The sequence below is a fragment of the Streptomyces sp. cg35 genome (assembly GCF_050410835.1).
Lineage (GTDB): Bacteria > Actinomycetota > Actinomycetes > Streptomycetales > Streptomycetaceae > Streptomyces.
In genome coordinates, this window is record NZ_CP191268.1 from 5,543,227 (window position 1) to 5,555,724 (window position 12,498).

At 70.2% G+C, this 12,498-nt stretch carries 13 protein-coding genes; 8 read left to right on the plus strand and 5 right to left on the minus strand.

Features of this window, described 5'->3' with window-relative positions; all coding sequences use genetic code 11:
• Positions 1-119 precede the first annotated feature (119 nt).
• Both ACQUQD_RS25385 and ACQUQD_RS25390 read left to right on the plus strand, forming a co-directional pair.
• Positions 120-1,589 (plus strand): MFS transporter, encoded by a 1,470-nt coding sequence (locus ACQUQD_RS25385; RefSeq protein ID WP_428954431.1) that lies wholly within the window; start codon positions 120-122, stop codon positions 1,587-1,589.
• A 286-nt stretch (positions 1,590-1,875) separates the two neighbouring features.
• A complete protein-coding gene (locus tag ACQUQD_RS25390; protein ID WP_428954432.1) occupies positions 1,876-2,496 on the plus strand; it encodes a DUF11 domain-containing protein in 621 nt (206 codons plus the stop codon).
• 20 nt (positions 2,497-2,516) lie between these two features.
• Here ACQUQD_RS25390 and ACQUQD_RS25395 read toward each other — a convergent pair whose 3' ends face one another.
• Positions 2,517-3,773 carry an MFS transporter gene (locus tag ACQUQD_RS25395; protein ID WP_428954433.1) on the minus strand — a complete coding sequence of 419 codons (1,257 nt, stop codon included), beginning with the start codon at positions 3,771-3,773 and terminating at the stop codon, positions 2,517-2,519.
• A gap of 72 nt (positions 3,774-3,845) precedes the next feature.
• Between ACQUQD_RS25395 and ACQUQD_RS25400 the strand changes: the two genes are divergently transcribed.
• Both ACQUQD_RS25400 and ACQUQD_RS25405 read left to right on the plus strand, forming a co-directional pair.
• Positions 3,846-4,835 carry a GlxA family transcriptional regulator gene (locus ACQUQD_RS25400; protein ID WP_428954434.1) on the plus strand — a complete coding sequence of 330 codons (990 nt, stop codon included), beginning with the start codon at positions 3,846-3,848 and terminating at the stop codon, positions 4,833-4,835.
• Between the two features lie 14 nt (positions 4,836-4,849).
• On the plus strand, positions 4,850-5,227 hold the full coding sequence (locus ACQUQD_RS25405) for a VOC family protein (protein ID WP_428957652.1): 378 nt from the start codon (positions 4,850-4,852) through the stop codon (positions 5,225-5,227).
• On the opposite strand, the gene ACQUQD_RS25410 is transcribed toward ACQUQD_RS25405, so the two are convergent.
• Positions 5,224-5,532, minus strand: coding sequence for a hypothetical protein (locus ACQUQD_RS25410; RefSeq protein ID WP_428954435.1), 309 nt, complete (start codon positions 5,530-5,532; stop codon positions 5,224-5,226). The genes ACQUQD_RS25405 and ACQUQD_RS25410 overlap by 4 nt on opposite strands.
• Before the next feature lie 211 nt (positions 5,533-5,743).
• Positions 5,744-6,217: a carboxymuconolactone decarboxylase family protein gene (locus ACQUQD_RS25415; RefSeq protein WP_428954436.1), complete on the minus strand. Its 474-nt coding sequence runs from the start codon at positions 6,215-6,217 to the stop codon at positions 5,744-5,746.
• Positions 6,218-6,469: 252 nt separating this feature from the next.
• Between ACQUQD_RS25415 and ACQUQD_RS25420 the strand changes: the two genes are divergently transcribed.
• The 4 genes from ACQUQD_RS25420 to ACQUQD_RS25435 are packed head-to-tail and all read left to right on the plus strand — an operon-like array spanning position 6,470 to position 9,949.
• Positions 6,470-6,781 (plus strand): hypothetical protein, encoded by a 312-nt coding sequence (locus ACQUQD_RS25420; protein ID WP_428954437.1) that lies wholly within the window; start codon positions 6,470-6,472, stop codon positions 6,779-6,781.
• Between the two features lie 11 nt (positions 6,782-6,792).
• Positions 6,793-8,082, plus strand: a complete 1,290-nt coding sequence (locus tag ACQUQD_RS25425; protein ID WP_428954438.1) for a putative T7SS-secreted protein — start codon at positions 6,793-6,795, stop codon at positions 8,080-8,082.
• A gap of 11 nt (positions 8,083-8,093) precedes the next feature.
• Positions 8,094-8,810, plus strand: coding sequence for a hypothetical protein (locus tag ACQUQD_RS25430; protein ID WP_428954439.1), 717 nt, complete (start codon positions 8,094-8,096; stop codon positions 8,808-8,810).
• 59 nt (positions 8,811-8,869) lie between these two features.
• On the plus strand, positions 8,870-9,949 hold the full coding sequence (locus ACQUQD_RS25435; RefSeq protein ID WP_428954440.1) for a hypothetical protein: 1,080 nt from the start codon (positions 8,870-8,872) through the stop codon (positions 9,947-9,949).
• 15 nt (positions 9,950-9,964) lie between these two features.
• Here the strand turns inward: ACQUQD_RS25435 and ACQUQD_RS25440 are convergent, their stop codons facing one another.
• Together ACQUQD_RS25440 and ACQUQD_RS25445 are read right to left on the minus strand one after the other, a co-directional pair.
• A complete protein-coding gene (locus ACQUQD_RS25440) occupies positions 9,965-10,900 on the minus strand; it encodes a hypothetical protein (protein ID WP_428954441.1) in 936 nt (311 codons plus the stop codon).
• Between the two features lie 485 nt (positions 10,901-11,385).
• Positions 11,386-12,495 carry a DNA cytosine methyltransferase gene (locus ACQUQD_RS25445; protein WP_428954442.1) on the minus strand — a complete coding sequence of 370 codons (1,110 nt, stop codon included), beginning with the start codon at positions 12,493-12,495 and terminating at the stop codon, positions 11,386-11,388.
• Positions 12,496-12,498 lie beyond the last annotated feature (3 nt).

Sequence of the window (12,498 nt, forward strand, 5' to 3'; positions counted from 1 at the left end):
GGGAGGGGGACGGACGGCGGGCGCGGCGCACGTGGCGGCTGCTCGCCCAGTTCCCCGTGTCCCTGGCGGGGCACTCGTGCGGGGACACCTAGACCGTTCCCTCGACGAGGAGGGCGCACATGTCCCTGGGGCACCAACAGCACCGCACGCCCGCCGGCGGCACCGTCACCACGGCCGTCCCCGCCCGCCTGGACCGCCTCCCATGGTCCCGCTGGCACTGGACCGTGGTGATCGGGCTCGGCACCGTCTGGATCCTCGACGGCCTGGAGGTCACGGTCGTCGGCAACATCGCCGGGCGGCTGTCCGAGTCCGGCAGCGGTCTGCCGATCTCCGCCGGGCAGGTCACCGGCATCGCCGCCGCCCTGTACGTGGCGGGCGCCTGTTCCGGCGCCCTCTTCTTCGGCTGGCTCACCGACCGGTTCGGCCGCAAGAAACTGTTCCTGCTGACCCTGGCCGTCTATCTGGCGGCGACGGCCCTCACCGCGTTCTCGTTCTCCACCTGGTGGTTCTTCCTCTTCCGGTTCTTCACCGGCTTCGGCATCGGCGGCGAGTACGCGGCCATCAACTCGGCCGTCGACGAACTGATCCCCTCCCACTACCGCGGCCGCGTCGACCTGATCATCAACGGCAGCTTCTGGCTCGGCGCGATCGGCGGCTCCCTGCTGTCGATCGTCGCGCTCGACACGGACCTGTTCGCGAAGGACGTCGGCTGGCGGCTCACCTTCGGCCTCGGCGTCGTACTCGGCCTGGTCATCCTCCTCGTACGCCGCAACGTCCCGGAGAGCCCCCGCTGGCTGTTCATCCACGGCAGGGGAGAGGAGGCCGAAGCGCTCGTGACGGAGGTCGAGGACCGGGTGCGGGCGCAGCGCGGCGGGCGCGAACTCCCGCCGCCCGCCGGGGAGATCACCATCCGGCAGCGCAAGAGCATCGGCTTCCTGGAGATCGCGCGCACCGTCTTCCGCGACTACCCGCGCCGCACCACCCTGGGGCTCGCCCTCTTCATCGGGCAGGCGTTCCTCTACAACGCGGTCACCTTCGGATTCGGCGCGATCCTCACGACGTTCTACGACGTGCCGACCGGTTCGACCGGCTCCTACTTCGTGGTCATCGCGGCCGGCAACTTCCTCGGCCCGCTGCTGCTCGGCAAGCTCTTCGACACGGTCGGGCGCCGCATCATGATCTCGTCGACGTACCTGCTGTCGGGCCTGCTCCTCTTCGGCACGGCCTGGCTGTTCGACCGCGGCTCGCTGAGCGCGACGACGCTGACGGTCTGCTGGTCGGTCGTCCTGTTCTTCGCCTCCGCGGGCGCGTCCAGCGCGTATCTGACCGTCTCGGAGATCTTCCCGATGGAGACCCGCGCGATGGCGATCGCCTTCTTCTACGCGGTCGGCACGGCGGCCGGCGGCATCAGCGGCCCGCTCCTGTTCGCCGACCTCACCGGGAGCGGCAGGGTCGGTGACACGGTGCTCGCGTTCCAGGTGGGCGCCGCGCTGATGTGCGCGGCGGGCCTGGTCGCGGCGGCGCTCGCGGTGCGGGCGGAACGGCGGTCCCTGGAGGATGTGGCGCGGCCCCTGTCGGCGGTGTCGTAATTGGTAAATCCAGCGCAAAATGTCGCATCCAGCACATAAGTCAAAGGTCCCGAGGCGTATTTGCCTGCGAAGTGAGGAACTGCCGCATGTTCAGGGGCGGGCCGATCCGCCGGAACACGGGCCGGGGCGCCGGCGGAGACGCGGGCCGAGGGGCGAAAGGCTCCCGCCCCGGGACTTCTGCTCGCCGCGGCCGTGCCGCCGGCTCGGCAGGGTTGGTGCAGGTCGCACCGCGGACGGTGCGACCTCGTCACTTCCCCCGACTCATTCGCACGAAAGGCCTGCCCTCATGGCTCACCGCCCCGCCCGCACCCGTTCCCTCCGCCGTCGTGGCGCCGTCGCGCTGCTGGCCATGGCCGGAGCGGCCGGCGTGTCCGTCGCCGCCACCGGGGTGGCCTCCGCGGACCACGGCGGCAACTACGGCGACTCCTGGGTCAAGCGCTACGGCAACGGCTACGCCGACAACTGGACCAAGACCTACGACAAGGACCACGGCAAGCCCTGGGGCGGCGGCACCACCGGCCGGCAGCAGCTCGCCGACGTGCGCATCACCGCCTCCGGCCCGTCCCACCTGGACCACGGCCAGGAGCAGCGCTGGGTCGTCGAGGTCACCAACAGCGGCACGGGGACCGCCAAGAACGTGCGGTCCAGCACCACCATGCCGAACGGCATCACGTACGTCGCCCACCGCATCAGCCAGGGCCACGCCTCGGAGAGCCTGACCGGCGACGGCCGCATCGTGCTCACCATCGGCGACCTCGCGCCCGGACAGACCGTCCGCCTCGAAATAGCCGGCCGCGCCCCCTCCTACGGCGGCGGCACCGTACGCCTGGTGAACACCGTCACCACGAGCAGCCCCGAGTCCAGCACCGGCAACAACACGGCCACCGTCCCCACCCGCATCGCGTAGCGAGCCGCGGCAGTAGGGCTCTACGCGGTCAACTGGCGCTCGGGTGCGACCTGCTGGCGCTGCCCGCGGTCGATGACGAGCGCGAGCAGCGCCGCCCCGGCGCACAGCACCCCCGCCCCCACCCACACCAGGTCGTACGACCCGAAGACGTCCCGCACCGCGCCCCCGACGTACGCCACCGAACCCGCCCCCACCTGGTGCGCGGCGCTGACCCAGCCGAAGACGACCGGGGCGCCCGTGCCGTAGTGGGCGCGGCACAGGGCGATCGTCGGCGGCACCGTCGCGACGTCCAGCAGGCCGAAGGCGACGGTGAACGCGACGAGCGGCGGATCGACCGTGGCGCTCAGCAGCAGCGGCAGCGCGAGCAGGCTCGCCCCGCGCAGCGCGTAGTACGCGCCGAGCAGCCGCCGCGGGTCGAACCGGTCGGTCGCCCAGCCGGAGGCGACCGTCCCGGCGACGTTGAAGATCCCGATGAGCGACAGCAGCGAGGCGGCGACGGTCACCGGCATGCCGTGGTCGTGCGCGGCGGGCGCGAAGTGCGTCCACATGACGCCGTTCGTGGAGGCACCGCAGACGGCGAACGTGACGGCCAGCAGCCAGAAGGGGCCGGTACGAAGGAAGTTGACGGTGCCCTTGGCGCGTACGAGGACGGGTCCGCCTGTGACTCCAGCTGTGGCTCCGGCTCCGGCTTCTGCTCCGGGATCGCGTACAGCCGCGTACACGAGGGGCAGAGCGCCCGCGGCGGCGAGCGCGAGCCCGTAGGCGGCGGCCTGCCACCCCCACCCGTCGATCACCCACGACAGCAGCGGCAGGAACACGAACTGCCCCACCACACTGGCCGCCGTGAGCAGCCCGGCGACGAGCCCGCGCCGCGCCACGAACCAGCGCTCCGTGACGGTGGCCGCGAAGGTGGTGGCGGTGGCCCCGGTGCCGAGCCCCACCAACACCCCCCAGTACAGGGTGAACTGCCAGGGTGCGGTCATGGTCGTGGTGAGCAGCGCCCCGCCCCCGACGAGCACGAGCGCGCCGGCGGCGACCCTGCGCATGCCGATCCGGTCCATGAGGGCGGCGGCGAGCGGCGCGGTCGCCCCGTACACGATCATGTTCACGAGCGAGCCGAGCCCGATCGCCGAGCGCGACCAGCCGAGTTCCTGGTGCAGCGGCCCCACGAGCAGCCCCGCCAGCGTGCTGAACGCACCGGCGACCACGATGGCGAGCGCGGCACCGGCCGCGACGACCCACTTCCTGTCCATCCCGTCCAGGGCGATCTTGTCCATGCCTCCGACGATGCGCCGGGGCGGCCCGCCCGCACGACTGGCCAGATGGCCATGCTGTGAAAGAATCTGGCCATGAGTGGGACGAGTGCGGGGCGGCCGACACCGCGGCAGTCGGTCGCGGTGCTGGTCAGGGACGGTGTCCTGCCCATGGAACTGGGCCTGGTCCACCAGCTGTTCGGCACGGCCCGCGACCCGGCGACGGGCGAGCGCCTCTACGACGTCCGCACCTGCGCCCCGCGCCCCGGCCGGATCCGCACGGACGCCGACTTCCCCGTCTACGCGGAGCACGGCCTGGAGGCACTGGAGCGCGCGGACACGGTCCTGGTCCCGGCGTCGCACGAGACGGACGAGTCGCTCGGGCCGGGCTCCCCGGAAGGTGACCTGGCGGCGGCGCTGCGGTCGGTCCGCGGCCGGGTGGCATCGATCTGCACGGGCTCGTTCGTCCTGGCGGCGGCGGGCCTGCTGGACGGCCGCCGGGCGACGACGCACTGGATGTCGTCGGAGCTGTTCGCCCGCACGTTCCCACGGGTCACGGTCGATGCGGATGTCCTCTACGTGGACGAGGGCGCGGTGCTGACCTCGGCCGGCGAGGCGGCCGGGATCGACCTCTGCCTGCACATGATCCGCACCGACCACGGCGCGGCGGTCGCGGCCGAGGTGGCGCGCCGCACGGTGGTCCCGCCGCACCGGGAGGGCGGGCAGGCGCAGTACATCCGGCGCCCGGTGGAGGAGGCCGGGCTGACCTCGACGTCGGGCTCCCGCGCCTGGGCCCTGGAGCGGCTCGCCGAGCCGCTGACCCTGGCGGATCTGGCGGCGCGGGACGCGATGTCGGTCCGTACGTACAACCGCCGCTTCCGCGAGGAGACGGGTCTCACGCCGATGACCTGGCTGTCGCGCCAACGGGTCGACCGGGCGCGCGAGTTGCTGGAGCGGACGGATCACACGGTCGACCGCGTGGCGGCGGAGACGGGCTTCGGCACGGGCACGTCGCTGCGGCAGCACTTCCAGGTGGTGCTGGGTGTGTCGCCGGGGGCGTACCGGGCGACGTTCCGGGGACGATGAACCGCATGACTGAGATGAACGAGGCCCGCAGGGCAGTACCGAACGTGGCCGTGGACGGCGAGGAGTCCCTCGCGGCGAACCGTGCCTTCTACGGCGCACTCGGCTTCGAGGAGGTCATGGACCTCGGCTGGGTGATGACCCTGGCGTCCCCCGCCCACCCCACGGCCCAGATCAACTTCATCGAGCAGGGCGGCCCCGCGCTCGTCGTACCCGACATGAGCGTGGAGGTCAGCGACGTGGACGCCGCCTACGCGGCCATGCTGTCGGCGGGCGCCGAGATCGTCCGCGACCTGCGCAACGAGGAGTGGGGCGTGCGCCGCTTCTTCGTCCGGGACCCGCAGGGCCGGGTGGTGAACGTGCTGGGCCACGCCCCGGCCGGGGACAGGTCCTAGGCGGCCCTGCGGTCCACGAGCACGTACGACGCGGCGGCCACGGCCCCGGCGACGCCGAACACGGCGGGCCAGGCGCCGACCTTCTTGGCCAGCGGGTGCGACCCGGCGAACGCGGCGACGTACGCCCCGGTCAGCGCCCCCGCGACCTTCCCGCCCCGCGTCTTCGTCCACTGCGTGGCGGCGGCCGCCCCGGCCACCGCGAGCACGGCCCCGCCCAGCTGCCGCTTCTTGGTGAAGCGGGCGGTGGCGTAACCGCCGATCAGGCCGGCCGCGGCGATGGGGGCGGTGGGAAGGGGACGGGCCATGACAGGGGCCTCCTGGGGTCGTGGAGCTCCGGGCGAGTCGCCATGCATACGGTGCATCGGCTGACGCCGTTCGACCCGTTCGGCTTCTTCGACTCGTTCGACGCCATTTGTGAGGCTACGCCGGGCGGTACGGCGTACGGCGGGAGGGGCCGGGATGTGCTCCGGGTCACGACCCTTCCCGGTCCCCGGAGCCCCGGCCCCGCCGCCCAGCTCAGCCGAACATTCCGGGCTGGTAGTCGCCCGCGGGCTGCTGCACGATGACGTTCAGCCGGTTGTAGGCGTTGATGACGGCGATCAGCCCGACGAGCGCGACGAGCTGGTCCTCGTCGTAGTGCTTGGCGGCGTTCGCCCACACCTCGTCACTGACCCCGCCCGCCGCGTCGGCGATCCGGGTCCCCTCCTCGGCCAGCTCGAGCGCGGCCCGCTCGGCGTCGGTGAACACCTTGGCCTCGCGCCAGACAGCGACGAGATGGAGCCGCTGGGCGGTCTCCCCGGCGTGCGCCGCGTCCTTGGTGTGCATGTCGGTGCAGAACCCGCACCCGTTGATCTGGCTGGCCCGGATCTTCACGAGCTCCTGAGTGGCATGCGGCACCCCGGCGTCACCGACGACCTTGCCCGCGCTGTTGATGTGCTTCATGAACTTACCGGCGAGCGCGTTGCCGAACATGTCGAGTCGAGCGTCCATGGCGGTCTCTCCTGTGTCTGCGTGGTGGTGGTTGTTTGCGCCTACGCCTCGATGACGGAGCGGGGCGGAGAGATGTGACGACCTGTAGATGTGACGTGGGTCACTCGATTCGTCGTTCTGTGGTGATCCCCGAAGCTGCGGCTCGCGTCGTTCCGCCCACGTTTTCTTGACAACTCCGGCACTGCTCTTCCTTTTCGCGGATCTAGGATCGTGATCATTTGTTGCCGCGAATCCTGGAGGGAGGGCTCTGCCATGGCCGACGGCTTCAGTCTGGATCCTGGCGAGGTGAAGGCGATGTACAAGCAGCTCACGGAATTCGACGAGCGCATCGGCTCGATTCGTAAGCGGCTGGAGAAGGCAGGACGCAACACCCTTGGCACAAGCGAACTCGATCACGCCTGTGACGACTTCCAGGACCGGTGGGGCGACGGCCTCGACCGGCTGAACAAGGCAGCGAAGGCCATCAGCGAAGGGTTCACGCAGGCCATGGGCGAATACGCGACGATCGACCACAAGGTCCGCGCGGACGTGGCGCGTGTCGAAACCCCGGACCGCAACAAGTAGAGGGGCGCGAGATGTCCTGGCGCAGCATCTTCATCGCGGACGACGACGGCTGGCCGGGCCTCGGGTTCAACCCGGCGCGCGGAGACGTGCCGGCGATCGCGGACATCGCGGCCGATGTGCGCGCTGTCGGCCGCGAGCTGGACGATCTGCATGCTCTGGTCTCCAAGACCGGTCGTAGCGCGAGCTATTGGACCGGTGAGGGCGCGGACGCGTTCCGCAAGAAGGTCGGCAAACTGCCCACGTATCTGGAACAGGGCACCGAGTCGATGACGGCATGCGGCAAGGCCCTGCTGTCCTGGCACGACACGCTGGAGTCGCTGCAGAAGCAGGGAGATCCGCTGGAGGCCGACGCCGTCGCGGCGCGCCGGGAGTGGGAACGGCTGTCGCGGAACGCCGAGGCCGCCTCGGACCGGGCCGCGTACGGAGGCCTGTCGGGGGACGCCCAGAAGACGGCGTCGCAGCGGATGCGCACGGCGCTGACCGAGGCCGACGCGGCGAAGGAGAAGCTCGACGCCCTGATCCGGCGGGGTGAGGAGATCCACAAGCGGTGGAGCGAGGCAGCGGCGCGCGCGGCCCATGCCGTCAAGGAGGCCACCGCGCTGGCCCCCGAGTCGCTGGGCCTGTGGGACAAGATCACGGGTGCGCTCAAGGACGTGTGGGGCGACTTCACGGACTGGCTGGTGGAGAACGCGGATCTGCTGTCGACGATCTCCAGTGGCCTCGCGGCTGCCGCGTTGGTGCTCCAGGTGGTGCCGGTCATCGGCAACGCGGCAGGTGCGGTGCTCGGTATCGCTTCGGCGGCGTGCGCCGCTGGTGCGGCCGTGGGTCACTACATCGGTTACCGGCGCGGAAACGGATCCACTCTGCTCGACGTCGGCGGTGACCTGCTGGGCGTGCTGCCGCTCGGGAAAGCCGGAACGTCCCTGGTGAAGTCGGGTGCCAAGGTGGTGAAGGCCGCCAGGGCAGGAACGCGGGCGGTCGACGAAGCGGGCGAGGTCATCACCGCGGGCAAGGCGTTGCGGTCGGCGGGACAGGCACTGGACCAGGGCTACGTCGATACGGCGACCCAGAAGGTGCTCACCAATACGGTCGGCAAGGTGGCGGAGGCTTTCGGCCGCCCGATGACGGATGCGGCCCTTCAGGGATTCTCTCGCTACAGCCAAGCCGCGATGAACGGAGTTTCGAGCGGACTCGGCGCGTGGGACCTGGCGTCGGAGAACCGACAGCAGAACACAGAGACGGTCGCGCCCGGAAGCGGTCAGGCGAAAGGCGCGCCGTTCCACGCGGCGCTGGCGGCGTAGGAGGACGAGCCATGGGCGAGCAGCACCCCGAGACGAGAGCATTGGACGAAGCGCTCCGCGATCACGCCACCAGGTTGCTGGAGACCGACGACATCCGTGGCATCTACGGAGTGCTGGGGCGGGATTCGACGTGGGACTGCGAGGCGTCCCTCTGGGCACGGCCACGCGTGTTCCGCGGCCGCGTCGACACCTTGTACTGGCTGCTGTGGCCGCTGTGGTTCCCGGTCTGGTTCCTGATCATGCTAGGGAGCTCCCCGGGCAGGTTCCTGTGGAGCCGCTCGCTCACCTCGGGAGCGGAGCAACGTGCGCGCATGGCGGCCGCCAGCACCACAGGCACGTTCCAGCACTTCGGTGGCTGGCAGAGCATCGCGGGCCAGCTCCTGCTGTCCCTTCAGCCGCGGGCCCGCTGCGCGGTCAACGTCAACTTGGTGGTCACGGGAACCGAACTGGCCGTCGTGCACCTCGACGCATCTCCTCGACGCCGGCACCGGCCCGAGTCGGCGGTCCTGGGTTTCCGGGTGCCCCTGTCGTCGGTCCCCTGGGTCCGGGACATCTCGACGAGGCCGAGGGGCAGGGTCAAGGCGAACTACGAACTCGGCTTTTGTGACGGGTCCTGGCAGGCCGTCATGGTCCTTCCTGTCGGCGACGGCAATCCAGACCTCCGGGACGTGATGCCCCGTGTTCTCGACGCCTCGGACCCGATTCCGGCGGCCGCGGCGCCGGAGTGAAGCCGAGGTGGTGAGAGACGAGGCGAGGCGGCACGACATTGAACGACGTACGAGCGGGTGTGAACGTGGAATTCGAGGACAGCAGGCTGCACATCGGCTGGCAGGTCCCTGACTTCTTCAGGCATCTGCCGGTCCTGGCTGACGTGAACCCGGCCGAACTCGCGGATCAGATAGTCGCGTTGACGCAGGAGATATTCCCCGAGCGCTCCGATGACGAGAAGTACGAAGCCGCGCTCACGCTGCTGGCTCAGACCGGGGAGATGATCGAGGCGGGAGTGCAGTACGCCGGACTCTGCCTCGCCGAATTCGACCCGGGACGTCCGTCGCTCGCCACGGTGATCGCACAACGCGTGGAGCGTGATCCGGGCGACGTGCGCGAGGTGGCCCATGCTCTGGCCGGGCGGTTCGAGCGGCGGTATCCGTACGACGAGGTGAGCGTGGTCGAGCTTCCGTACGGGCCGGTCGCGGTGCGTATCGGGCAGGACCGGCTCGCGCTGCCCGTCGAGCCGGCGACCGACGGCCCGGTGACCGATGTACCGCGGAACTTCATCCAGGCCCACATCCCCGTCCCCGATGACATGAGTGTCCAGACCCTCGAGCTGAGCACGACCTGCGTCGAGGACTGGGACGCCTACGCGCGGATGTTCGCCGAGATCCTCAAGACGGTCGAGTGGGCCACGGCCGACGAGATGCGCCAGGCTCGCGAGGAAGCCGCTCCCGCTCCCGACGACGAGACCCGCCGACGCCTTGCTGCCGCGTCCCGACACGTCTGGGAACTGACCGGTGTCACTGCCCTCCCCTCAGTCGGCTTCGCTCCCGAACTCGACCGCATGACGCTGGTGTCGTGCCCGGCCTGCGACGCGGCAGGCGAGCCTGCGAGGCCGTGCACGCCGGAACACCGCTGGGCGCTCGCCCCGTTGCGGGAGCCTGAGGCTCGGCAACTGGTCGAGCGGGTGCTGGGGAAGATGGGCGCGCAGGGGTGGCGGGTCGACAACGGTACGAACGGTCGCCGGTACGCCGTCGACCCTGCGCCGGGCGGGGCTCGGGTCGGAATGCGCTACTCGGGGCGGAGCGCGGCGCTGCACGTCGATGTGAGCACCGGCTGCGCCCGTGGCGGCGGCGCGGCCGCTGAGCGGTGACGTAGGGCGGCCAGCTCACACGCACCGCACGCGTTCCCGCAGGACCCGCCGTACTTCGCCGTATCCACCGCTTCCCGCGCTGTTGCGGTGCTCAGAGGCATTGCTGTTTGCGCACGACCGACATGCCCCCGACTCCTGCCCCCAGGGCAACGGATCACGACACAGCGGACACTCGAAGACCCGCCGCCAGGCCCGCTTCCGCGCGGGCCGTTTCCGGGTGAGGCGGTCGGCAATGAGTCGTGCTGCCGAGTACACCTTGGCGGGCAGCCCGGCACTGACGGCATCTACGACGTCGGCGGCGGACGCCCCCCGCTCCAGCCAGACACCGACTTCGGGCGCCAGTTCCTGAACGCTGCGCTCCGACAGCTGTAGCCGTGAATCGACAGAAGCGAGGCGGCGCAGGATGCGAGCGCCTTCGTCGGCGTGGGGGTCGGTGAGATGTGGCATGGCCTGCGACGCCGCGGCCGGTAATACGGCGTCGATCGCGGCCGCCTCGACGGGAGGGTAGGGAGGGTTCTTCCCCCCGTCCTTGAGGGAGTTCATCTTCCCGCCAGGGAAAAACGCGCCCGCGTCCCCGGTTCCCACCCGGCTGGGAACCGGCTTGCTGGGAGCCGGAGTTCGGGCGTCGGCCGGAGGGGCCGAGGTCGAGGCCGAGCCTGGTACCTCGTACACGTCGACGGTGGACACGATCCGCCGCGTTTGTCGCTCACGCGCGGTACGCGTGACCCAATACCCCAACTCCCGCAGCTCCTTGACCGCCTTGGACACGGCGAGCCGCCCCTGCGGGAACCCGTCGCTCAAGGTGCGTACGTTGACCTGCGCACCGCTGGGCAACGACAAGACGTAGACGAGGATGCCGCGCGCAGTATGGGACAGACGCGGATCGCGGATGGCCTTATTGGCAATGACGGTGAAGTCCCGCTCATGCCGAGGCATACGATGAACCTGCATAGGGAGTGTGGCTCCTTGTGCCGGACCCCCGGAGGTTGCAGCCTCGCGGGGGTCACCTGTGTATGAAGTTCTGTGTGCGGGCGGTGACGCCGCTTGACGGAGAGTGACACAGGTGAGGCGCAACGAGCAAACTCTGGCCAAGGCCCCAACGACGCTTCACGCGGCCAGAGTTGAGAACAGCCATTGCGGATGAACCCGCACTCGCCCCACCACAGGGAGCGGCGCTACACACCGAAGGGCCTTGACCGGCCGGTGACTCCTACCCCTTCCACCCCGAAAGCCCAGCCCGCGAAAGCCAGCCCCCACCGGCCGACGGTCAACACCGAAACGGCGGCAGGCCACAGCAACCCACCACCGCCACCAGCCACGCAATCCAAAAGAGGCGCCCACCGGCCAGCACCGGACTTCACCCCACGGCCACCACCCCACCGGCGCGAGCGCCGGACCCAATCCGCGGAGTCGCTCCAGCACTCCGATTGCCGGTGTCAGTAGGCGTATGAACGCTTCAGCTCCTCGGCGAGGTACTCATCGCCGAGGTTGAGCGCTGCGGCGAGGACGTGCATGCCTAGGCGGGGCGGCACGGCATTGCCGATCTGCTGGGCGACGGCCGCACCGGCCCAGATCCAGTCCGGCGAGGCGGGGAAGGTCTGGAGCTGACCTGCCTCGGATTCGGTCAGACGGGGTTGATCAAGGCCGTCCCGTCCGACGATGCGATTGCGGGAGATCTTGCCCGTCACCGTTGCCGCCGGTTCGTACGAGCCACGCTGCCCACGTGCCTTCGGATCGCCTCCCGTTCCGTAGTTGGAGACGACCGTGAACGGGATGGGCCGTCGAGTGAGGACGTCCTCCATGCTGACCCACGGTGCCAGGCCGAAGCCGTGCTCCTCGCGCGGCTTCCGCTTGTGATAGCGCCCGTGCGTCGGATCCGGCATATCCGGCACACCCGGCAGCAAGCGGTCCTTGCCTGTCCAGCGTGCGACGAGGATGGCTCGGCGGCGGGTCTGCGGCACCCCGTACTCTTCCGTGTGGAGGACTCGCGGAGTGGCCACCGCGTATCCCTCAGCGTGGAGAATTTCGGCATACCTCTTCCACACCGGCAGCACTGCCGGCACCTGTTCAAGAATGATCGCCTGGAAGGGGCGGCCCGCGTCGATGGCCTCGAGTGCCCATCGCAGCGGTTCCAGAACAAGGCCGGTGCGGTCATCGTGCTTCCCCGTCACCTCGTCCTTCAGCGAGGCGAGATCCGCCCGGATCTCCTTCATCGGGTGCCGTGCGCGTAGCCGATCGGCGAAGGTGAGGACATGGTCGAGCGCGCGCCGCCCGGCGCCCCTGCCCGCAACTGTGAAGGTCTGGCACGGCGGGCCTCCGGCCAAGACATTGCAGCCGTCGTCGGTGAACTGGATCGGACTGAAGTCCCGAACATCGCCGGACTCGGTCTGCAGGTCGTTGGCGCTGCGCGTGGCGCAGGCGTCCTTGTCCCACTCGATCCCGACGGACGCCACACCGAGCTGGCGTGCGGCCTGATCGAGCCCGCCGGGTCCCGCAAAGAGATCGACGATCTTGAACGGGGAGACGAGAGGGGATGGTGCGTTCATGTG

Bases quoted from the DNA above. Each gene is read 5' to 3' on its own strand.
- ACQUQD_RS25385 (WP_428954431.1), top strand. From the start codon at position 120: ATGTCCCTGGGGCACCAACAGCACCGCACGCCCGCCGGCGGCACCGTC.
- ACQUQD_RS25390 (WP_428954432.1), top strand. From the start codon at position 1,876: ATGGCTCACCGCCCCGCCCGCACCCGTTCCCTCCGCCGTCGTGGCGCC.
- ACQUQD_RS25395 (WP_428954433.1), bottom strand. From the start codon at position 3,773: ATGGACAAGATCGCCCTGGACGGGATGGACAGGAAGTGGGTCGTCGCG.
- ACQUQD_RS25400 (WP_428954434.1), top strand. From the start codon at position 3,846: ATGAGTGGGACGAGTGCGGGGCGGCCGACACCGCGGCAGTCGGTCGCG.
- ACQUQD_RS25405 (WP_428957652.1), top strand. From the start codon at position 4,850: ATGAACGAGGCCCGCAGGGCAGTACCGAACGTGGCCGTGGACGGCGAG.
- ACQUQD_RS25410 (WP_428954435.1), bottom strand. From the start codon at position 5,532: ATGGCCCGTCCCCTTCCCACCGCCCCCATCGCCGCGGCCGGCCTGATC.
- ACQUQD_RS25415 (WP_428954436.1), bottom strand. From the start codon at position 6,217: ATGGACGCTCGACTCGACATGTTCGGCAACGCGCTCGCCGGTAAGTTC.
- ACQUQD_RS25420 (WP_428954437.1), top strand. From the start codon at position 6,470: ATGGCCGACGGCTTCAGTCTGGATCCTGGCGAGGTGAAGGCGATGTAC.
- ACQUQD_RS25425 (WP_428954438.1), top strand. From the start codon at position 6,793: ATGTCCTGGCGCAGCATCTTCATCGCGGACGACGACGGCTGGCCGGGC.
- ACQUQD_RS25430 (WP_428954439.1), top strand. From the start codon at position 8,094: ATGGGCGAGCAGCACCCCGAGACGAGAGCATTGGACGAAGCGCTCCGC.
- ACQUQD_RS25440 (WP_428954441.1), bottom strand. From the start codon at position 10,900: ATGCAGGTTCATCGTATGCCTCGGCATGAGCGGGACTTCACCGTCATT.
- ACQUQD_RS25445 (WP_428954442.1), bottom strand. From the start codon at position 12,495: ATGAACGCACCATCCCCTCTCGTCTCCCCGTTCAAGATCGTCGATCTC.